The organism is Photobacterium sanctipauli (assembly GCF_003026495.1).
GTDB lineage: Bacteria > Pseudomonadota > Gammaproteobacteria > Enterobacterales > Vibrionaceae > Photobacterium > Photobacterium sanctipauli.
The window spans coordinates 193,429-213,462 of the sequence record NZ_PYMA01000003.1; the positions used below are offsets into that span (position 1 = coordinate 193,429).

General features: G+C 46.8%; 19 protein-coding genes. 9 read left to right on the plus strand and 10 right to left on the minus strand.

Annotated features, from left to right (window positions below):
* Positions 1 to 32 precede the first annotated feature (32 nt).
* Positions 33 to 1,577: a methyl-accepting chemotaxis protein gene (locus C9I98_RS07105; protein ID WP_152557230.1), complete on the minus strand. Its 1,545-nt coding sequence runs from the start codon at positions 1,575 to 1,577 to the stop codon at positions 33 to 35.
* A gap of 459 nt (positions 1,578 to 2,036) precedes the next feature.
* Between C9I98_RS07105 and C9I98_RS07110 the strand changes: the two genes are divergently transcribed.
* The 5 genes from C9I98_RS07110 to C9I98_RS26640 all read left to right on the plus strand — a co-directional run bounded on the left by C9I98_RS07110 (position 2,037) and on the right by C9I98_RS26640 (position 7,137).
* The gene (locus C9I98_RS07110) at positions 2,037 to 3,593 is read left to right on the plus strand and encodes a methyl-accepting chemotaxis protein (protein WP_036828420.1); all 1,557 of its coding nucleotides are present in this window, start codon (positions 2,037 to 2,039) and stop codon (positions 3,591 to 3,593) included.
* Positions 3,594 to 3,672: 79 nt separating this feature from the next.
* Positions 3,673 to 5,601 (plus strand): RecQ family ATP-dependent DNA helicase, encoded by a 1,929-nt coding sequence (locus C9I98_RS07115; protein WP_107271784.1) that lies wholly within the window; start codon positions 3,673 to 3,675, stop codon positions 5,599 to 5,601.
* A gap of 226 nt (positions 5,602 to 5,827) precedes the next feature.
* A complete protein-coding gene (locus C9I98_RS07120; protein WP_036825436.1) occupies positions 5,828 to 6,178 on the plus strand; it encodes a DUF3316 domain-containing protein in 351 nt (116 codons plus the stop codon).
* Between the two features lie 152 nt (positions 6,179 to 6,330).
* Positions 6,331 to 6,630, plus strand: coding sequence for a YfcZ/YiiS family protein (locus C9I98_RS07125; protein WP_036825433.1), 300 nt, complete (start codon positions 6,331 to 6,333; stop codon positions 6,628 to 6,630).
* Positions 6,631 to 6,972: 342 nt separating this feature from the next.
* Entirely contained in the window at positions 6,973 to 7,137 is a 165-nt protein-coding gene (locus tag C9I98_RS26640) for a hypothetical protein (protein ID WP_170111212.1), read from the plus strand.
* 83 nt (positions 7,138 to 7,220) lie between these two features.
* Here the strand turns inward: C9I98_RS26640 and C9I98_RS07130 are convergent, their stop codons facing one another.
* The 4 genes from C9I98_RS07130 to C9I98_RS07145 form a co-directional block, all read right to left on the minus strand.
* On the minus strand, positions 7,221 to 7,493 hold the full coding sequence (locus C9I98_RS07130) for a DUF1496 domain-containing protein (protein ID WP_051901811.1): 273 nt from the start codon (positions 7,491 to 7,493) through the stop codon (positions 7,221 to 7,223).
* Between the two features lie 73 nt (positions 7,494 to 7,566).
* Complete coding sequence (locus C9I98_RS07135) at positions 7,567 to 7,914, minus strand: RidA family protein (protein ID WP_036816615.1); 348 nt, start codon at positions 7,912 to 7,914, stop codon at positions 7,567 to 7,569.
* Between the two features lie 80 nt (positions 7,915 to 7,994).
* Complete coding sequence (locus tag C9I98_RS07140; protein ID WP_036816613.1) at positions 7,995 to 8,684, minus strand: DNA alkylation repair protein; 690 nt, start codon at positions 8,682 to 8,684, stop codon at positions 7,995 to 7,997.
* 181 nt (positions 8,685 to 8,865) lie between these two features.
* Positions 8,866 to 9,687: a c-type cytochrome gene (locus tag C9I98_RS07145; RefSeq protein ID WP_245907105.1), complete on the minus strand. Its 822-nt coding sequence runs from the start codon at positions 9,685 to 9,687 to the stop codon at positions 8,866 to 8,868.
* A gap of 327 nt (positions 9,688 to 10,014) precedes the next feature.
* On the opposite strand from C9I98_RS07145, the gene C9I98_RS07150 reads away from it, so the two are divergent.
* The 4 genes from C9I98_RS07150 (at position 10,015) to C9I98_RS07165 (ending at position 14,839) form a co-directional block, all read left to right on the plus strand.
* Positions 10,015 to 11,382 (plus strand): glutamine synthetase family protein, encoded by a 1,368-nt coding sequence (locus C9I98_RS07150; protein WP_036816611.1) that lies wholly within the window; start codon positions 10,015 to 10,017, stop codon positions 11,380 to 11,382.
* A gap of 53 nt (positions 11,383 to 11,435) precedes the next feature.
* Positions 11,436 to 12,866 (plus strand): aldehyde dehydrogenase family protein, encoded by a 1,431-nt coding sequence (locus C9I98_RS07155; protein ID WP_245907106.1) that lies wholly within the window; start codon positions 11,436 to 11,438, stop codon positions 12,864 to 12,866.
* Between the two features lie 7 nt (positions 12,867 to 12,873).
* Positions 12,874 to 14,037, plus strand: coding sequence for an iron-containing alcohol dehydrogenase (locus C9I98_RS07160; protein WP_036816608.1), 1,164 nt, complete (start codon positions 12,874 to 12,876; stop codon positions 14,035 to 14,037).
* Positions 14,038 to 14,101: 64 nt separating this feature from the next.
* Positions 14,102 to 14,839 carry a glutamine amidotransferase-related protein gene (locus tag C9I98_RS07165; protein WP_036816606.1) on the plus strand — a complete coding sequence of 246 codons (738 nt, stop codon included), beginning with the start codon at positions 14,102 to 14,104 and terminating at the stop codon, positions 14,837 to 14,839.
* Between the two features lie 37 nt (positions 14,840 to 14,876).
* On the opposite strand, the gene C9I98_RS07170 is transcribed toward C9I98_RS07165, so the two are convergent.
* The 5 genes from C9I98_RS07170 to C9I98_RS07190 all read right to left on the minus strand — a co-directional run bounded on the left by C9I98_RS07170 (position 14,877) and on the right by C9I98_RS07190 (position 20,024).
* Entirely contained in the window at positions 14,877 to 15,761 is an 885-nt protein-coding gene (locus C9I98_RS07170; RefSeq protein WP_036816604.1) for a DMT family transporter, read from the minus strand.
* A 107-nt stretch (positions 15,762 to 15,868) separates the two neighbouring features.
* Complete coding sequence (locus C9I98_RS07175; RefSeq protein ID WP_036816602.1) at positions 15,869 to 16,765, minus strand: aspartoacylase; 897 nt, start codon at positions 16,763 to 16,765, stop codon at positions 15,869 to 15,871.
* Positions 16,766 to 16,911: 146 nt separating this feature from the next.
* The gene (locus C9I98_RS07180; protein ID WP_036816600.1) at positions 16,912 to 17,361 is read right to left on the minus strand and encodes a hypothetical protein; all 450 of its coding nucleotides are present in this window, start codon (positions 17,359 to 17,361) and stop codon (positions 16,912 to 16,914) included.
* Between the two features lie 88 nt (positions 17,362 to 17,449).
* The gene (gene arfB, locus C9I98_RS07185) at positions 17,450 to 17,863 is read right to left on the minus strand and encodes an alternative ribosome rescue aminoacyl-tRNA hydrolase ArfB (RefSeq protein WP_036816617.1); all 414 of its coding nucleotides are present in this window, start codon (positions 17,861 to 17,863) and stop codon (positions 17,450 to 17,452) included.
* 445 nt (positions 17,864 to 18,308) lie between these two features.
* The gene (locus C9I98_RS07190; protein WP_107271785.1) at positions 18,309 to 20,024 is read right to left on the minus strand and encodes an NAD-dependent malic enzyme; all 1,716 of its coding nucleotides are present in this window, start codon (positions 20,022 to 20,024) and stop codon (positions 18,309 to 18,311) included.
* Between the last annotated feature and the right edge of the window lie 10 nt (positions 20,025 to 20,034).

Consider the following 20,034-nt stretch of genomic DNA (forward strand, 5'->3'; position numbering starts at 1 on the left):
CCAAGGTAATACAGGTTCATTCATGTTTTCTTTCATATTCTGAACAAACCAATCTGCGCCGATAGTTGTTGGCATTGAACAGCCAAGTTATCAAATGCCATCTCGGTTGATTCTACCTGGGCGACCACATCTTGGCTCATATCTGCGATATGCTGAACATTCTGATTTATCTCCTCACTGACTTGGCTTTGTTGGGCAGCGGCTGTGGCTATCTGCAAGTTCATTTCATTGATCACATTGATCGAGTGGCTGATCGCTTGCAAAGACTCATTAGCGGTATTGGCTTGGGCAACCGTACTGCCCCCACTGGCCCGGCTGCTTTCCATCGCTATCACAGCCTCTTTGGCCCCTGACTGTAGCCGCTCGATCATCGCTTGGATCTCACCCGTACTGGCTTGTGTTTTACTTGCCAACGAACGTACTTCATCTGCCACCACAGCAAAGCCGCGCCCTTGCTCACCGGCCCGAGCCGCCTCAATGGCTGCATTCAGTGCCAATAGGTTGGTTTGATCCGCTATCCCTCGAATCACATCCAAAATAGAGGCAATATTACCGACATCATGCTCCAACTCACTGATCACCTTGCTAGATGCATCAATATCATCAGCCAGTTGATGAATGGAGCTCACGGCATCACCCAATACACTTTGCGCAGTATTCGATTCATTGCTGGCATGCTGACTGGCCTCTGCCGCATCCCTGGCGTGGTTGCTAACATTATCACTGGTCGCACTCATCTCATGGACCGCCGTTGCTACTTGAGCACTCTCTTCCTGCTGTGATGAAGCATTGCCGCGCACCCCTTGGGTTTCAGCTTGAATATGTTGTGTGGAAGATTGTACGGCAACTAGGGTAGACGAAACTTCACTGATGGTGCGGTGAATCGTCGTGATAAAACCATTAAACGCCTCCCCCAGTTGACCGATTTCATCTTTCGACTCCACTGAAATACGTTGGGTTAAGTCACCATCCCCCCGAGCGATGTCATGCATGGTGTCAGATAGCCGTTGCAAGGGTTTAATCAGCATCCCTGAGGTAAACCAAGCAACAAACAATGACAATACCAAAGCTAAAACCATGCCCACTTCAATCACAATGGTTGCCAATTTAACTTCTTCTTCCAGTGCCAGCGCCAAGTCGGTCTCTGCCAATTCGATATCGGCTTTCACCTCTTTGAACAGCCTGACCATGTCTTCGAAATCAGCGCCAATTGCTTGTCGGTGCCTTTCATAGTAATCAGCTGCCAATTGCGGGTTCTCTACCATAAACCGGTAGCTTTCTATCCAACGGACAAAAATAGTTTCAAGTTGAGATAGGGTTTGGCTATTGCTATTGGCGATAAATCCACTATTGACGAGCTGTTGACCGGCAATTATGCGCTCTAAGGCTTTAGGCGAATCATCAGCATAAAGGGCCTGAGCCTGGCGAATTAAGGTTTCATCACCGTCAGCGAGTAAAATATCCTGCCCAGCAGTCACAATTTGGTAAAGATCCCGATAGCCTTCATCCATCTCTTTGAGCACCGGCTTAACTTGGCCATTTAGAATGGCATTTACCTTAGCTTGATCATTGGACACAAAGAAAACCAAGGTAAACATAAAAGAAAAGATAAATACAACGAGAAAAATTGGGGTTGTAAACTTCCAACGAAAACTTAGGTTATAGAACCACGACATAGGACGTCCTTGTATATACTCTTGATTTTATTGTTAATAGTTGAACGAAATATTATTCCTTGTCTGACCTGCCTAACCAAGACCCCGCCAAGTATCTGCCTAACATGTTGCAATTTCATGCCGCTACCCAGTGCTAATGGGACATTGCTGACCCAATTGGCTGCGCAAAATGCAACCATAAGGGCGACTTATTGTTAACCCCACTTTATGTACGAGTTAACACTATTGGAACCAAGTTCATTAATAAGTTGATATTTATGATAATAATATGTTTTATTAGCCTTTATAAATTAGAAAATACTAATAACAACGTCCTATAACGAAGGTTAAGTCGTGGCCAGTTCGCTCAATATTGCTAATATTTCCATTCATACAAATGACGATGAAGTCACCTTTTCGGAAGGTGTTCAACTCGTCTCGACCACCGACCTAAAAGGGGTAATTACTTACTGTAATCCTGCTTTTTGTAAAGTCGCTGGCTTTGAAGAAGAAGAACTTCTCAACCAGAACCATAATATTATTCGTCACCCAGACATGCCGAAAGCCGCCTTTGGCGACCTATGGTCGCGCTTACGCGAAGGCAAAGCGTGGCGAGGTATTGTTAAGAATAAAACTAAGTGTGGTCGTTATTACTGGGTCGATGCCTATGTGACCCCCATTTACGAAAATGGCACGATCACGGGCTACCAGTCTGTTCGGGTAAAACCCAAGCCTGAGTTTGTGCAGGTTGCGAGTAAAGCCTATCAAGGGCTACTAAAAGCAGAGCAGAAAGGTGGCGGGCTTGCCTTTTCCCTGCCCGTATCAGCGAAGTACCTTGCTTTAGCTGCTGCATGTATTGCGCCTATTGGCTATGGTATGGCAACCGATGGGTTATCACTTTCTAGCTTGCTGACCCTAGCGCCTGTTGCCGCACTGGGGTTGTTCTTCCGTGAAGAGTTGTTCGGTACACCAAGCAAGTTAAAGTCGCTGCAATCACAGTACGATAGCGTCAGCCGCTATGTGTTCTCAGGTAAAGATGCTTTCTCTGTCGCTGACTACCACCTGAAAATGGCTTCAGCCAAAGTGCGAACGATTCTTGGCCGAATGACAGATTCTGCTGCACCACTCCATGATCTGGCAGAAGATCTCAATGCCTCGGCAAGCCGGGTTAACCAAGTGATTGCCCAGCAAAATACCAACATCCAGCATATCGCCACAGCAATGGATGATATCTCTGATTCTGCGCGCTCCGTCGCTTCTCATGCCGCTGATAGCCACTCGTTATTAGATGAAACCCGTGACCAATGTAAACTCACCCGCCACCAGCTTGATTCTACTCAATCCAGCTTGAACCAGCTTTCAGAACAAGCCGAGCAAGCAACGGACGCCACTCACCAGCTTAGCCAGGAAGCAGGGAAAGTCAGTGCTGTCATGTCGGAGATCCGTGGTATTGCCGAACAAACAAACTTGTTGGCATTGAATGCTGCGATTGAAGCCGCACGAGCGGGTGAGCATGGACGGGGCTTTGCGGTTGTTGCCGATGAAGTTCGCGCCCTGTCCTCTCGTAGCCAAAATGCAACAGAGCAGATCCAGGCCAGCATTGAAAGCATGCTTGATACCATTCATAACTGGCAGGCACTGATCGAAAGCAACCGAGATAACACCAATAGCTGTGTCGACCTTGCTGCCGAAGGTGCCAACGCGCTAAAAGCGGTGGAAGATAATATGCAGTCAATCTACCAATTAGTTGATCAGGTTTCGTCTTCGGCTGCAGAGCAAGAAAACCTGTCGCAACGAACCAGCCAGCACATTCATGCGATAGCAGATACTTCGGCACAAAACCTCGAAGAGGTTAATCATGTCGAGCGAAGTAGCGCGGTGTTGAAAGCCAAGGTGGATGATTTTCATCAGCTCTCGGAGCGCTTCAAAGAAGACTAAAGCCGCCATAATTAACTTGGGCAATATCCAGCATTATTCGATATCATCTGGGTATTGCCTGATTTAGTTAACCATTCCTATGTATCATCAAACGCTTAAGCAATATTTCGGCTTCGACGCCCTACGACCTGGGCAAGAAGACGTCATCACCAAAGTGCTTAACGGCCAGTCTGCAGCAGCGATTTTTCCAACCGGTTCCGGTAAGTCTTTATGCTATCAACTCCCTGCGGTGCAACTCCCCAACCTGACTTTGGTTATTTCTCCGCTGCTGGCGTTGATGAAAGATCAGCTCGATTTCCTTCATAGCAAAGGGATCCCAGCCGCTTCCATCGATTCCAGCCAAACTTGGGATCAAACCCAACAGGTTATGCAAGGTGTTCGAAGTTGTGAAATAAAAGTACTGATGATTTCAGTCGAGCGCTTAAACAACGAACGCTTCCGCCACTTTATTTCTCAGGTACCCATTTCATTATTGGTGGTCGATGAAGCGCACTGTATTTCCGAGTGGGGGCATAACTTTCGTCCTGACTACCTAAAACTCCCGCAATACCGTCAGGCATTGAATATTCCTCAGGTGCTGCTGCTTACCGCCACCGCCACACCGGCCGTTATCGAGGATATGAGCAATAAGTTTGCCATTGATACCAGCAACATTGTGGTAACCGGCTTTTATCGCGCGAACCTAGATTTAACCATCACTGCCACGGCAGAGCCAGAGACGCGCGAGACACTGTTAAGCACGGTTGCCCAGGCACCGGATCAGCCAACCATCGTCTATGTCACCTTGCAAAAAACAGCAGAAGAGCTTGCCCAATGGCTCGGACAGCAAGGCTATCAGGCACAGGCCTATCATGCGGGTATGGATAGCGAACAACGGCAGGCAATTCAGCAAGACTTCATGAGCGGTCGCCACCGCTGCATCATAGCCACCATTGCGTTTGGTATGGGAATCGACAAATCGGATATCCGCCGTGTGATCCACTTTGACCTTCCCAAGTCCATTGAAAACTACAGTCAGGAAATCGGCCGGGCTGGTCGCGATGGCGATAAGTCAGACTGTATCGTGTTAGCGAACAAGTCAGGCGTTAACGTCTTGGAGAACTTCGTTTATGGCGATACCCCGGATAAATCGGCGATTGCGTATGTATTGCAGCAAATTCAGGCAAACCCGCAGCAATGGGAAGTCATGTTGTCGCGCTTATCAAAAGACAGCAATATTCGATTGTTGCCGTTAAAAACGCTGTTGGTTTACCTCGAGATGGCTCAAATCATCGAGCCGCAATACACCTATTTTGCTGACTACCGCTTCAAGCTAAATGTCGAGCAAGATTTCATTGTTAACCAATTCCAAGGGGAAAGGCGCCATTTTGTCAGCACCATTTTCGCCTGCTCACCCAAGGCACGAACGTGGCACACAGTGGACTTCGACGCCCTATGGCAAAGTGCCCAAACCGAACGCAAGCGCGTGGTAGCCGCTATTGATTACTTCAATGAAAAAGGCTGGATCACGCTAGAAAGCAAGCAGATGACTGACGTCTACCGGATTTGCCAGCATCAATTCGATATTCAAGCACAAACCGAACATTTATATCAGCTTTTCAAAGCCAAAGAAGACAGCGAAATCAACCGCCTCGCAAATATGCTCGGCTTTTTTGAAAGCAAGGCATGCTTGAGCCATACCCTGGCCAATTATTTTGCTGACCACCATGCGCCTGCAAATTGCGGCCACTGCTCAGTCTGCCGCGGTAACCCGGTGACTCTTCCTGCAGACGCCACGCCACCCGCAACGTCTGACAATGTCCTTAAAGCTTGGTGTGACCCGTTCATTGCTGCTTGCCCAACTACGCCTTCAGCAGCAGCCGTTACCCGCTACCTATGTGGTATGACATCGCCACTGAATACTCAGGTTAAAGCACGGCAAATGAACGGATTTGGCCAATTGGAGCACGTGCCTTTCGGGCAAACCCGACAGCAAGTGGCAAACCTCTATCCAAATTTGGACATTTAACCACCAATCACCACCAAGCCCCTTTCAACTCATCGGTACTTGCTCTCTCATTCAAGCAAGTACCGAATAATACCTTGTTCCCTTTCAAGCACATGCGCTCTGGTATAGACCTAATACCATAAAAAATAAGATTTTTTTGAAATTATGCTCACCATCTCGGGTCTTGTTTTATGAAGGATATATAAAGATTCAGCAATGACTGCTTTATTTCAGTGAGGATAATGTCATGAACAAGCTTCTTGTTGCCGCTATCGTTCTTAGCTTCAGCTCTGCATCCTATGGCTTTACTCGGAACATGAACTCCGAGAGTACTCATATCACAGCCGGCGTTAGCGACTCCCGCGAGGCTGCATATCAACAAGGCCAAGCATTGTCTAAAAGCCTACAATCCGAATCACCACGAAAACTTAAACGCACGCTTGGCATTTACGAATATGGCCTAAAAACCAACACCATCAAAGTAAATGAATCAAATATCGAAGTCGATGAGTTTTCAACAGTGTCAGGCGATGTGAAATACCGTGCCATCGTCAATGTTAACTACAGCTACGACAAATATGAGTCAGACAACCGTTAGTTAAGCCAACCTGTCACCTGACAGCAACACTTTTGAGGGCGCTACGCCCTCTTTTTTTCATTTGTCATATGAAATCGTCAATCCGATATAGCGATCTGGGTCACAACGATTTAAAATAGCCACATAATATCAATGGAGATAGAGTAACAGTCATGGCAAATGAAGATCTAGAATATCAAACATGTGAAGCATGTGGCGTGTCAGCCGAGATGGGTTTTGTGATCGGAGAAGGTGATGATGTTGCTGAAGTAAAAATCTTCGGTAGCAATAAAGCTGATCTTGAAAGCGAACTGGCGAACTACCTAGCCCTAGCAAAAGAAGTTTGTGCCAACTACGAGCATGAAGTGAACCCACTGACCGACGATAGCACCGAGCTAACCGCGCGTATCAAATTCGAATGCAGTGCAGAAAAACTCATTTTCGAACTTAAGTCACGCTCTCTGATGCGATAATCGCAGATAAGTATTTGTAACTTAATTACAAATAACTGAAAGACTCCCCAAAAGCCAATTCCAGCAAGGAATTGGCTTTTTTAATCCAATCCCACCCCGATATTCACCTATACTTGTTGTCATTGTGCTTAATGTTCGTATGTTTTTGGTTATCTGATTAGTTAACTGGTCAGATATGCAAATTAGTCACATTATATTTACTATAAAAATCATGCTTATTTGATATGCAAATTGAATTTAGTAGTGGTAATTAAATTCATTTTGTATGAAAATAACATCATATTATGAATCACATGGCACATGGTGTTCAGATAACACTATGAACAGAAAAGGAATAGTTCTATGCAAAGTAATAAAGCACGCGTGATCTCAAACTGGAAACCATCAAACGATCGTGAATCTGCAGCGATGAAAGAATTTTTGATGCAGGAAATGGGCGCGACCACTGAGCACCACCAAGGTGGTACAGGCAAACTAGCACCAGATTCAGGTCGCCTAGTACGCTAATAAAGCCGACTTTACCGAATTAAGTAACAGTTCCCCCTGTTACCAAAAGCGCAGCCTTAGGTGATAAGGTTGCGTTTTTTACTTTATGCCTTCACACGGTGCCAAGATAACCGGCCATTGGACTCAAAGTCCTTTTCAGGTTGGCATTCAAGCAATACGCCTTCTACCGCTATGACCGCGCCTAGCGAGTACTTCTTATCATCGAAGTAACACACACGTTGATCAGCCAACTGCCCGCCAACGACCACCTTAGGTTTACTCGATACCGAATATTCTTTGGCAACTAGCGGTGTGGACGCCGATGCCAATACGGCAAGACAAATAAAACCCCATTGCTTGGTATTGAATTTTACCATGGTATTACTCCCCGATAAGCTCATTAAAAAAGCCGCCACATGACGTTGCGACGGCTTATCAATTAAGAAGCGATTACTTCTCAGCTGCGATCACAGAGATCTCAACAAGTAGCGCTTCACGCGCCATGCTTGCTTCAACACAAGCACGAGCCGGAGCGTGGCCTGCTGGTACCCAGTTGTCCCAAACTTCGTTCATTTCAGCGAAATCTTTCATATCTTTGATGTAGATTGTCGCAGAAAGCATGTGCTCTTTGTCACTACCCGCTTGCTCAAGTAGTGTTTCTACTTTATCAAGCATAGTTTGAGTTTGTTCTTTGATGCCTTGAGTTGCATCAGCACATACTTGACCACACAGGTAGATAGTACCGTTATGCTTTACGATACGGCTCATACGTTGTTTAGTTTCTTGACGTTCAATCATTGTACTGCCTTATTTATTGGAAATAACTTGCGCTTAGCAAGCTTGGTGTAAGCGTTTACACCAGTGTATCAGTTTGCCAGTTATGAGGTAAAGGACAACGCCTTAAGTGCTTCCTTCTTACTCAGTGCCGATAGCCTGTCATCGTGCTGCACCACTAAATTTCGGACATAATCCGGATTGGTTTTCGCGTATTCTCTGAGCACCCAGCCAATCGCCTTGCGAATGAAAAATTCTTGCTCATGTGCCAGCACCAATACGGTATCTTCAAGGAGCTGAACATTGGTATCCTCCTTGTGCTTTAAGTGCGCTAGCAGTGATGCTCGGCGAAGCCACATATTTTCAGATGTTCGCCATTCAATTAACTTGGCTTCTAATTCACGGTGCTCGTTAACCAATGGGCCAACCAAATTAGATGCTATCTTATCAACCGTATCCCAATGGGTCGCCTCATTGAGCATTTCTTCATAAATTGGAAAGGCATCAAGGGTGCGAAATGCTTTGTAATATTCAGCTGCATCCATCGCCAGGTATTGCTCTTCACGGTTTTCACCCGACCATAGCCAGAGCACTAAACGGCGATAGTTTTCAAAATTATCTATTTTTGTATGTTCACGCGCTTGCTTGAAAATGGCCTTTCTTGCAGGTTGCTTTACACCATAAAACGGTTGTTCCGTTTTCATATAGTCCTGCATTGCCTTGGCATCGACTTTGTTGCCGGCTTCGGCCATTCGCTGTTGCATGAATATCACCATAGGTATTACAAGTGACATCAATGACTTCCTTTGACTTTCTCCCAATCAGTGGTTGGGATTGGTTATATTATTTTCCCCGTATTTGAACACAGTTTAATTTGAAAACCAATAATGGCCATGAAGAATAAAAGGGCATATTGCCAAAGAAAAAGCGCCCATTAGGGCGCTTGGTTTATCAAGCATTACCGACTTCATAGATTTACTTTTTGCTTAACTTTCCTTGGTGCTGTAGGTAATCCAAAAGCGAATCAATTTGTGAGCTTTTTAAATCAAGGTGGTCCGGCATTTGGGTGTAGCGAAACTTGGATGGCTGGCGAATATACTCACCAACCATATCACGCTGGCGATAAGTTAAAATATTCATTGGGGCATTCAGATCAGGACCAACTTTGCCACCTTCTTGATCAATCGCGTGGCATTTCATGCAGCGCTCTTTAAACAGCGCAAAGCCCGCATAAATATCAGAAGATTTTGCTACATCATGTGGGTAAACCGCAGGATATTGCTGCTTAAAGTCAACGGTGTCGATCTTCGCTAATTGGTATGGCCATGGGTAGCCTTTTTTAGGCCCTTTCTGCTTGTCGTCCCAAACCAGATAGAAGGGCCCAGGACTGGCTTTGTTCCTGCCAATGCCTTCCCAACCTGGGTATTGGCGGTCTTTAAAAACGATGTATCCGCCCTTATCCAATACTTTTTTATAATCAGACACCGCCTGATAGCCATCAAGGGCGATAAAATTAACGTCGGTATCCAATTTTTGCAGCCAAGCATCGCCATAGACATAAGCCAATACATCATGCAGTTTAAACGCTTGGTATTGCTTGTTTTTATTGTACTGCGGGTCAAAGATGTCAACATTGTGAACGGGGAGTGCTTTTTTAAGGCTCTCTAAAGAGTAACTTTGTACTTTTTTTCCCGATTCGTAAAAACCTAATTCTACTGCCCCCGCCCCAAGCGAGAACATCATCATAAGGGTGGCAACCAGAGCGCCTACCCGTTTTATCATCGTCACAACACGCATTGCCAACTCCTTTTGTCGTCATGTATAGCGCCAAGCAACATCAAGACGCTTAGTTATAAATCTAAATATAGACCCAATTTTTTCCTTAAATTAGAGACTTGCGCCTTCCTTCCATAAACGGGGTTAACGTCACACAAATTTACTTCTATCACTTCAATTGAATTAGCACTGCCACTTCATCGCTACGTATGAAAGGCCAACAGAGTTGACTAAATACCCCTTGGTTCCTACGTTTAATAACAAACAACAAAATAATCCTACTTATCACGATTTTTCGTTTCGACTGAGCGGCATACGCAGCACTCAGTTGCCAGCATGGGATGATTTATGGAACCAAGAGACGTCAGAACCATTGAGGATGCCAAGCAGATCATCGAAGAAAGGCAGCTTAGCCATGTCAAGGTTGGACTGTTTGATAATGATGGGGTGATGCGTGGCAAGTACATGTCGAAAGAGAAGTTTTTTTCCTCCCTTGAGCATGGGTTTGCCTTTTGTGATGTCGTTTTAGGCTGGGACGTCAAAGACCAGCTCTATGACAATGCCCAGTACACCGGCTGGCATACTGGCTACCCTGATGCCCCAGTAAAAATTATTCCCTCAACCTGTCGCGACGTGCTTGATGAAGATGGCATGCTGCTATTTATTGCCGAGTTTGATCAAGAAGCTGAAACGGTCTGTCCCCGTGGTACTCTTCGTAAAGTGTTGAAAAAAGCCGAAGCGATGGGCTTTATTGCCAACGCAGCATTTGAATATGAGTTTTTTCTCTTTAAAGAAACCCCGCATTCAGTGCGAGAGAAAGGGTTTAGAAACCTAGAGCCTATCACGCCCGATTGGTTTGGTTATTCGATGATCCGCAACTCGACCTACTCCGAGCTGTATAAAAGCATTCTGAAAATGGCTGAGACGATGGACTTCCCCATCGAGGGAATCCACTCTGAAACCGGCCCGGGAGTCATTGAAGCGGCGATTGCTGTCGACCACGCAAGTGACGCAGCTGATAAAGCGGCACTGTTCAAAACCTACATGAAGGTACTCGCCCAAAAGAATGAACTGATGGCCACTTTCATGGCGAAGTGGAGCAATGACTACCCCGGCCAAAGTGGCCATATCCATCTGTCGCTCAATCACAGCAATGGTCAATCTGCCTTTTATGACAATAAACAGCCTGACTGTATGAGCCAAACCCAGCGCCACTTCTTGGCTGGGCAGCAATTGTTGATGCCGGAGTTGCTTTGTATGGTCGCGCCGTCGGTTAACAGCTATAGCCGGATGATACCCGGTTTTTGGGCGCCAACCGATGCAACTTGGGGTATTGAAAACCGAACGACGTCACTACGGGTGATCACCGGTTCAAGCAAAAACCAGCGCATCGAATACCGCATTGGCGCAGCAGATGCGAATCCTTACCTGGCACTGGCCGCCGCCCTTGGCGCTGGTCTTTACGGCATAGAACACCAATTAGAGCCGGGACCAGCCGTCATTGGCAATGCCTATGAGCAAACCCATAGTACTGAATTAGCCCTCCCACGCACATTATGGGATGCGACCCAACTTTTCAAACAATCAAAGGCAGCCCACTCCCTCTTCGGCGAGGCCTTTGTTGAGCATTTCGCCGCCTCTCGCGAATGGGAGGACCGGGAGTTTCGCAAGCACGTGACGGATTGGGAGCTAAGCCGCTACTTCGAGATTATCTAGTTGATGAGTAAACGTTCTTTTATGAGTTAATAGTAATTTTTGAGGACAAGTTAATGAGCCAACCTGTTCACCTTACTATTTCGGATATGCATGAGGCTGAAGTGATTCAGAATACCGTTTCACCCGTTGATGGCAGCGTGGTGACATCAATTTCACTCAATACACTTGCTGATGTGGATCAGGCGTTAGATTTCGCTAATCTTGCCCAACTCGCCTGGCGACAAACCCCCTTAGCCCAGCGACAAGAATACTGCCTAAAGGCCATTGATGCACTGCTCTCGCATCAGGATATGATTGCCAGTGAGTTAAGCTGGATGATTGGCCGCCCCATCAAATATGCGGCCAAAGAGCTTGCCGGGGTCGCTGAGCGAGCAAGGCACATGGTCAAGATTTCGGAGAAAGCCCTCACGCCCATTAGCCTACCGCGCAAGAAAGGGTTCACCCGCTATATCACCCGCGAGCCCCTAGGCACTGTGTTTGTCGTTGCTCCCTGGAATTACCCGTATTTAACCGCTATCAACTCCATTATTCCTGCCCTGCTTGCCGGTAACTGCGTCATCCTTAAACACTCGTCTCAAACCCCGCTGTGCGCAGATAGATTGCACCAAGCCTTTATTGAAGCAGGTTTACCCAAGGATGTTTTTCAATGCTTACACCTAAACCACAAGAATACCGAGCGCTTAATTGCCAGTGAACGAATCCAACATGTGGTCTTTACCGGCTCGGTCAAAAGTGGTGCTTGTATTGAACGTGCTGCCGCAGGACATTTTCACAGTATCGGCCTTGAGCTTGGCGGAAAAGACCCCGCTTATGTTTGCGCAGACGCCAACCTCGATGAAGCTGTTGCCAATGTGGTTGATGGCGCCATGTTTAATTCAGGGCAATCATGCTGTGCGATTGAGCGAGTTTATGTTGATGATGAGATTCACGATGCATTCGTTGAAAAAGCCATTGCTTTGATAAACGAGTACCAGTTGGGTTCACCCCTTGATCCTGATACGACACTTGGCCCGATGGTGCGTGCCAGTGCCGCAGATTTTGTCCGCCAGCAAATCCGTGAAGCCACAGAGCAAGGTGCTATCGCCCATGTCGTTGAATCCAATTTTCCATCCAGCCGTGAAGGTACGCCTTATTTAGCCCCGCAGTTACTCACCAATGTAAACCATCAAATGCGGATCATGACCGAGGAAACCTTCGGGCCTGTGTTGCCGGTACAACGTGTCCACTCCGAAGATGAAGCCATAACACTAATGAACGATAGTGAGTACGGACTGACTGCCAGCGTTTTTACCACCAACCCAAAGCAAGCGATCAAGCTTGGTGAGCAAATCGAAGCGGGAACCTTTTTCGTCAATCGCTGCGATTACCTCGATCCCGCCCTCGCTTGGACAGGGATCAAGCACTCAGGAAAAGGCTATTCTTTATCCCAACTCGGCTTTGAAACCCTTACCAGACCAAAGTCATTTCACATCAAGCACGGTTAGAGCGTTTATGACCATACTGCATTGGCACTACCCCACTGAAATCATGGTTGGCGAGGGCATCAGTCAACAGCTGCCTGATTACTGCCTCTCTAACGGAATTCAGCGTCCACTGATTGTTACCGACCCATATCTCGCGCAAACCGCAACGCTAACCTCATTGCTGCAACACTGTCAGCGAGACGAACTTTCCGCAGCGATTTTCAGTGACATCTCAGGTAACCCAACAGGCCGTCAAGTTGAGCTCGGCATTGATGCTTGTATAAAGAGGCATCATGACGGGATCATTGCCGTCGGGGGAGGCTCTTCAATGGATGCCGCGAAGGCTATTGCCCTGGTCGCAAGGCAAGCACAAGATCTGTGGGCATTTGAAGATATCGGCGACAACTGGCGTCAAGCCAATCCTGAAGATATTCTACCCGTGATAGCCCTGCCCACGACGGCAGGTACAGGCTCGGAGGTCGGAAGGGCTGCGGTGATCACCAATGAAGAGACAAAGGTAAAAAAGATCATCTTTCACCCACAAATGCTGCCCCAGCAAGTTTTCCTCGACCCAATGCTAACGCTAAATCTGCCCCCCGATCTCACTGCGGCAACCGGAATGGATGCGCTATCCCATAATTTGGAAGCCTTCTGTTCACCCAACTACCACCCGATGGCTGAGTCTATCGCGCTGGAGGGGATCCGCCTTTGCCAGCTATATTTGCCCATTAGCCATGCCGATGGGAGCAACCTGCAAGCCAGAACCCAAATGCTCATCGCATCGACCATGGGTGCAACGGCCTTTCAAAAGGGGCTTGGCGCTATGCATGCCCTCGCCCATAGCCTTGGTGCACGCTACAACAAGCATCACGGCTTACTCAATGCCATTTTAATGCCCTATGTACTGTGCGCCAATCAACGTTACCTGAACGAGAAAATGACCCGCTTAGGCCGCTACCTAAACTTGAAGCAACCTGACTTTATGGGCGTGCTGAACTGGATCTTACACCTGCGTGAAACTCTAAATATCCCAAATACACTGGCTGACATTGGGCTCGACAATAGTGAAATCGAACTGATAGGTATGATGTCGCAACAGGATGCCGCTGCCGCCTCGAACCCTATACACCTTACAGCAGAGCAATACGAAACCATTTACCAACATGCCCTTGATGGCACACTGGATCTGTAGCGATTAAACTTATCAACACGAACGGCAGATATAAGCAGCACAAGATATTGAGGCGGGAGTCGTGATGAAAATTGGCGTCTTACTCTGTGATGATGTACATCCAGATTTGCAAAAAGACCACGGTAACTACCCGGAGATGTTCACAACACTCTTTGAGCAAGTTGATAACCAAATCTCACTCACCTTCTATCGAGTTATCGACGGACAATACCCGCAATCGCTCGACGAGTGCGATGGTTATATCAGTAGCGGCAGCAAATTTAGTGTTTATGATCAAAACCGATGGATAAGTACATTCCAAGCCTTCGTCCACCAGCTCTACACCCAACACATCCCTTTTGTCGGCATTTGCTTCGGCCATCAAATGATAGCCTGGGCCTTGGGTGGAGAAGTGATGCGCTCAGATAAAGGCTGGGGAATCGGCATCAAAGAAGTTGAAATCAACACCGCAGAGATAGATAAACACAGCTGGCTTACCCCTGCCCTGCCAAGTTTCTCATTGGTACTCAGCCATCAAGACCAAGTCACCGGGTTACCCGACAACACCACCGTATTGGCTGGCAGTGCTTTTTGCCCCAATGCCATGATATTGGTCGGAAAACATTTTCTTGGTATTCAGGGGCACCCCGAATTCACCCCCGAATATAGCCATGGCTTAATGAAACTAAGGCATGCACTCTATCCCAAGGCTGTTTACGAAAAAGGCCAGCAGTCGCTGCATCAACCAACCCAACATTTAGCCGTCACGCAATGGATAGTAAATTTCATTAAAAGCCGTGTTATGACCAATGCTCTGCTGTGACCATAAATTGTTAGCAATCAATGTCAGACTACGCCCTTCAAACCTGTTTATTTTGAATCACCAAGGCTATTCCGCCCAAGATCCCCAAAGAGACCAAAACCAACCTAAGTGATATAGCTTCACCCAATATAGCCACACCACCTAGGGCTGCGATAACAGGCACACTTAATTGAATGGTTGCTGCTGTTGTTGAAGGCAAGTAAGGGAGTACTTTGTACCACAAGGCATAGCCCACCCCCGAGGCAACAGCCCCCGAGAGCACCGCATAGCTCGCTCCCGATAAATCCACACTGGCATGTGCTTTCATCACCAGGCTTAAGCCAATGACCAAGGGGACGGACAGTACGAAATTAGTACGCGTCACCAATAATGGTGATTCCGCCCCTTTACCCATGATGGAATATATCCCCCATGCGATACCGGCAAGCAACATCAGCAACGCGCCATCGACAGAGGGCATGCTAACGCCGGGCATCATCAAGATGATTAACCCACCAAAAGCCATCATGAACCCCAACCACTGCCAATGCGTGAATCGTTCACCTTGGCTGAAGCCATAGCCAATCATGGTAAACTGAACGGCAGCAAACAATATTAATGCCCCAACCGCCGCCGACAAACTCACATACGCATAAGAAAAGCCTGCCGCATAAACAAACAAGGCAAGCGCCATTATCCAAGCACGACGAGTACTAAACGCTGCTATCCAGTTTGCATTAGCCTCTGTGGATTTCGTTACTTCTCGCTGTTGCTGAAGCCACACCATGACAGACAGCATTACAGCACCAGAGACCAAGCGGATAACAGTAAAGCTCGCTGGATCAATTGCCGTTTCTAGCAGTGCAATGCGGTTTAAAATTGAATTTCCTGCAAACGCGATCATGGTTAACACCACGAGCATGATCAGTCTATTTTTCGACATTCAGTCCACTGCCTTTACTCAGGATGGGCATAGAATAAAGAAAAGCAGCACATATGCTGCTTTTCTTAAAATCATTCATTTAAAGTTAGACGGCGAAAGCCTAAAGTTTAAACCTCAACCGTTACCTTCTTCGCCAACGACATAGCAAGGTTATTGTCGTAATAAGCCGCCTCGTTGATAAAGTGCGGGTAAGCTTCGTAGTCACCTTCCCAGCTTACTTCCGTCCCATCAAATAGGGTAAAAATTGGGTCACCGCTTTTCAGTGGTTTAAAGTCCGCATCTTGCACATTTCGGTGAACCATACCAATGCGCTCACCATTCTCATCTTCAGGCAGCTTCAAGGTTTCGTGGTACTTGAATGCTTCATAGCTGGCTGGCAATTCTGGCAATCGGCCTTGATTATGAAGATCAACAAAATCGAGAATGTGCGCCGTCATTTCATCCATCCAATCGAGGATATCTTGGCGGATCACCGATTGTGGCTGAGGCCCGATTTCAACAATCACCCCTTGCTCTGAAATCGAGCTCAAAAAGTAATGTTCTTCAACAGTAACTTGATCTTCCAGCACCACAACGGCATCAGGCATCTTCATTTTAACATAAGCCCCCATCTGGCGATTAAACGCATCAGACTGAAGCAAGATTAAAGATGGCCCCATGTTACTGGTGGTGTTATGAAGGTCGATAATGAAATCGGTTTTAGCATCCCCTTTCGGACCAAGTTGCGCGTTCAACGCCTTGGCTCGGCTCTGCTCATAATTAGCCAAATCGTTATTTGCCAAATCCTCCAGACTAAACTGGCGGTTCATATCACAATCTAAATAACGCTTGTTTGCCTCAAACGCTTTCGGGTTGGCAAATACGGTTTCTGTTTGGAAGGTATCGCGGGACACTAAAGAAGGCGTTTGCTGCCACTTACGCAGCAGATAGATCCCGCTAAATTCATTACCGTGGGTACCGCCAACAATCGCAACGGTATCAATTGTATTCGTCCTTGTCGTCACAGCTTCGACTCACTCTGTTATTTCTCAACGTATTGAGATAAACAGATATCAGGTTAAGCACATTTTTACCAGAACAAATTGCATTAATATTCACAACTCGTTCCAGTTCGCCCCGCTTAACCTTAGATAGTAAAGCTAGGTCTAGGCTAAGCCGGTAACGGGCGGGTTTGCGCCAATTTCAAGTAAGCATGCAACTCACCGTTCTTATACTCGATGGCTGAGTGGATACTGCTGTTTTTATTGGCGAACACCACACTGCGATAGTGGTTGTCCCCTTTGAAGATCGAAAGCTCTATCGCCCCATCAACAAGCTGCCAGTTTCCGGTCGTCGGCAAACGGTTAAACAGGGTGTACTCTTCAAGCGAACCGTCAGGGTGCAATTTCACCTCGGTGATATAGCCGGCACAACAGGTTTTAATCCAATGCTGGGTGGTGATTTCATCAGAGCTGAACTGACGCTTCGTGGTAAGCCAATCATTCAAGGCAAGCTGCTCTTCACCATCAGGGGCAGGAAGCGCATCAAGATCGAGCAGGCGTACCCGGGCTGATTCACGATAAAAGAGCTGAAGTAATTGCTGGGTTTTCTTTTCTGACATCCGTATCACCATAAAAAAGCGTTAATGAACAAACTTTAACGCGTCTTCATGACGATGGATGATTTTCAGTGTAAAAATGCTAAGCGGCTCAAAACTTCACTTTGCCGCGCAACGACTTAGTTTGCCCGCGCTGGGTTTTCTTATCCATTCTGCGCTTTTGGGAATTACGAGTGGGCTTGGTGGCCCGGCGTGCCTTCTGCTGAACAACGGCCGATTGAATTAATTGCTTCAAGCGCTCCAAGGCATCTTCTTTGTTTTGCTCTTGGGTACGAAATTGCTGCGCCTTGATGATGATCACCCCTTCTTTGGTGATCCGGCTGTCTGATAGCTTGAGCAAACGCTCTTTGTAATAGCTAGGCAGGGTCGAGCGGTGAATATCAAAGCGTAAATGAATAGCGCTGGAAACTTTGTTGACGTTTTGCCCACCAGCACCTTGGGCGCGAATGGCTGTTAACTCGATCTCCCAGTCGCTAAGTTGGACAGTATTTGAAATGTGTAGCATGAAAATTATCGACAATAGACCAATATGTGCAAAGTATACCACTTTGAACATGTTTCATTGCAATGTGCCAAGGCAGGTGACTTCGCACATTGCATAATGCTATATGACAACCTCATATCAACACATCAGCTTTATGCTGGCCTGTCAAAAATAAGGAACATAATCAGCATCCACAATCCGATGCTGCCTAAGGCAATGATCGTCATAAAAACGAGTTGCTTGAGTTTGATGAGATACGCTGACTGAACCATACAAACCTCCTTAGTCAGGAAAAGCAAAACCTTGCTACTTGGTGTTAACTTAACCCTAACAAGATATTATCGTTTTTAGGTTCAATTAGCTGCGATAGAGTTCACCAAATTCAATCTTGCCTTAAATAGCTAAACCTTTGGCGTAAAAAGCAAAAAGCCCGGCATTTGCCGGGCTAATAATTCGTTACCAACATCTAAACTCGACGATATGGTAAGTAAACCGGCTCCCACATATGTTCAGCCAATTCTTGCTCAATGTCCTTTCCGCGAAGTGGACTATTCTGATCAGTGGCTTGGATATTCTCCAGCACTTTGGTTGCCACATGCAAAGAGACATCTTTCAGATCACTGATCTGCGGGAATACACAACCTTTTGCCAAATCCTCTTCGCTGACACACTCTGCCAGCGCATAGGAAGCGGTTGTAAACATATCAAGGGTGATTTTTTGCGATTGCGCGACAATTGCTGCCAAGCCAACCCCAGGGAAAATGAACACATTATTCCCTTGCCCAACACGATAATCGTAGCCGTTGTAGCTTACATCATCGAACGGGCTACCCGTAGCTACGATGGCCTGACCGTCACTCCACTGATAAATGTCTTCTGGTAGCGCTTCACAATTGGCCGTCGGGTTAGATAACGGGAACACCATCGGACGGGAGGTGTACTCCATCATTTTTTGGACATGCTCTTCCTTAAACGCACCGCCGATACCACTCGTACCTAGTAATACAGTAACCGGGTAGTTATTTATCAGCTCAGTCAGCGAAACTTTGCCTTCTTGCTCAGTTTGCCAGCCTTCGGCAAGTGAACGTGGTTTAGCGTAACGCTGTTTGTATTCATCCAAGCCAGCTCTGTCGTCAAAGACCAAACCTTGGGAATCGAGGATGAAGATCTTCTCTCTTGCGGCTGCGTGCGAGCAACCTTCTTTTAACAAACCTGCATAAATTTGGTCTGCTACGCCGACCCCGCCTGCGCCAGCTCCGTACACAACGTAGCTCTGATCGGCGAGTGACTCGTTTTTCACTTTGGCAGCGCCCAAGATCCCGGCAAGCACAACAGAACCTGTGCCCTGAATGTCGTCATTGAATGAAGGAAGAAAACCTTCATAGTCTGCCAAGTTATCAAAAGCGTTCGACTTACTGAAATCTTCCCACTGCAATACCGCTTTCGGGAAATTGCGCTTAACTTGATGGACAAATTTCTTGATAAAGTCTTTGTACTCTTGGCCACGCATACGCTTACGCGGTACACCCAAGTACATAGGATCATCCAGCAAGTCTTGGTTGTCAGTACCCACATCGAGGGCGATGGGTAGGCAGTGTGCAGGATGAATACCAGCACCTAGGGTATAGAGTGACAATTTACCAATTGGAATACCCATACCACCTACGCCCTGATCACCAAGTCCTAAGATACCTTGGCTGTCAGTGACCACGATGATCTTGATGTCTTTGCCCAGAAAGTGGCGGGCAAGATCATCCATCTGATCAACATTGTCTTCAGTAATATATAAACCACGCGCTTTTTGGTAACGGTGGCTAAACTCCTGACACGCCTTACCCACGGTAGGGGTATAAATGATTGGTGTCATTTCATCGATATGGCGGGACAATAGTGCGTAGAATAGGGTTTCGTTCCTATCTTGCAGTGCACGTAAGAAAAGATACTTTTCAATATCAGTTGAAGCACTTTTAAAACCGTCGTAAACACGATTTAACTGATCATCAAAAGTTTGCACTCTTGGTGGAAGCAAGCCATTAAGCTGAAAAGCTTCACGTTCTTCGTAAGTAAACGCGGTACTTTTGTTCAACGTTCTATCGTTGAGCAGCTCTGTTCCCGTTAAAGAAACAGGTCTAAATTCATTCCCTTTCGAATCCTTCCAACGTAGATACTTACCTACTGCCATTATGTTCCTC

Bases quoted from the DNA above. Each gene is read 5' to 3' on its own strand.
- C9I98_RS07115 (WP_107271784.1), top strand. From the start codon at position 3,673: ATGTATCATCAAACGCTTAAGCAATATTTCGGCTTCGACGCCCTACGA.
- C9I98_RS07120 (WP_036825436.1), top strand. From the start codon at position 5,828: ATGAACAAGCTTCTTGTTGCCGCTATCGTTCTTAGCTTCAGCTCTGCA.
- C9I98_RS07125 (WP_036825433.1), top strand. From the start codon at position 6,331: ATGGCAAATGAAGATCTAGAATATCAAACATGTGAAGCATGTGGCGTG.
- C9I98_RS26640 (WP_170111212.1), top strand. From the start codon at position 6,973: ATGCAAAGTAATAAAGCACGCGTGATCTCAAACTGGAAACCATCAAAC.
- C9I98_RS07130 (WP_051901811.1), bottom strand. From the start codon at position 7,493: ATGGTAAAATTCAATACCAAGCAATGGGGTTTTATTTGTCTTGCCGTA.
- C9I98_RS07135 (WP_036816615.1), bottom strand. From the start codon at position 7,914: ATGATTGAACGTCAAGAAACTAAACAACGTATGAGCCGTATCGTAAAG.
- C9I98_RS07140 (WP_036816613.1), bottom strand. From the start codon at position 8,684: ATGTCACTTGTAATACCTATGGTGATATTCATGCAACAGCGAATGGCC.
- C9I98_RS07145 (WP_245907105.1), bottom strand. From the start codon at position 9,687: ATGCGTGTTGTGACGATGATAAAACGGGTAGGCGCTCTGGTTGCCACC.
- C9I98_RS07150 (WP_036816611.1), top strand. From the start codon at position 10,015: ATGGAACCAAGAGACGTCAGAACCATTGAGGATGCCAAGCAGATCATC.
- C9I98_RS07155 (WP_245907106.1), top strand. From the start codon at position 11,436: ATGAGCCAACCTGTTCACCTTACTATTTCGGATATGCATGAGGCTGAA.
- C9I98_RS07160 (WP_036816608.1), top strand. From the start codon at position 12,874: ATGACCATACTGCATTGGCACTACCCCACTGAAATCATGGTTGGCGAG.
- C9I98_RS07165 (WP_036816606.1), top strand. From the start codon at position 14,102: ATGAAAATTGGCGTCTTACTCTGTGATGATGTACATCCAGATTTGCAA.
- C9I98_RS07170 (WP_036816604.1), bottom strand. From the start codon at position 15,761: ATGTCGAAAAATAGACTGATCATGCTCGTGGTGTTAACCATGATCGCG.
- C9I98_RS07180 (WP_036816600.1), bottom strand. From the start codon at position 17,361: ATGTCAGAAAAGAAAACCCAGCAATTACTTCAGCTCTTTTATCGTGAA.
- arfB (WP_036816617.1), bottom strand. From the start codon at position 17,863: ATGCTACACATTTCAAATACTGTCCAACTTAGCGACTGGGAGATCGAG.
- C9I98_RS07190 (WP_107271785.1), bottom strand. From the start codon at position 20,024: ATGGCAGTAGGTAAGTATCTACGTTGGAAGGATTCGAAAGGGAATGAA.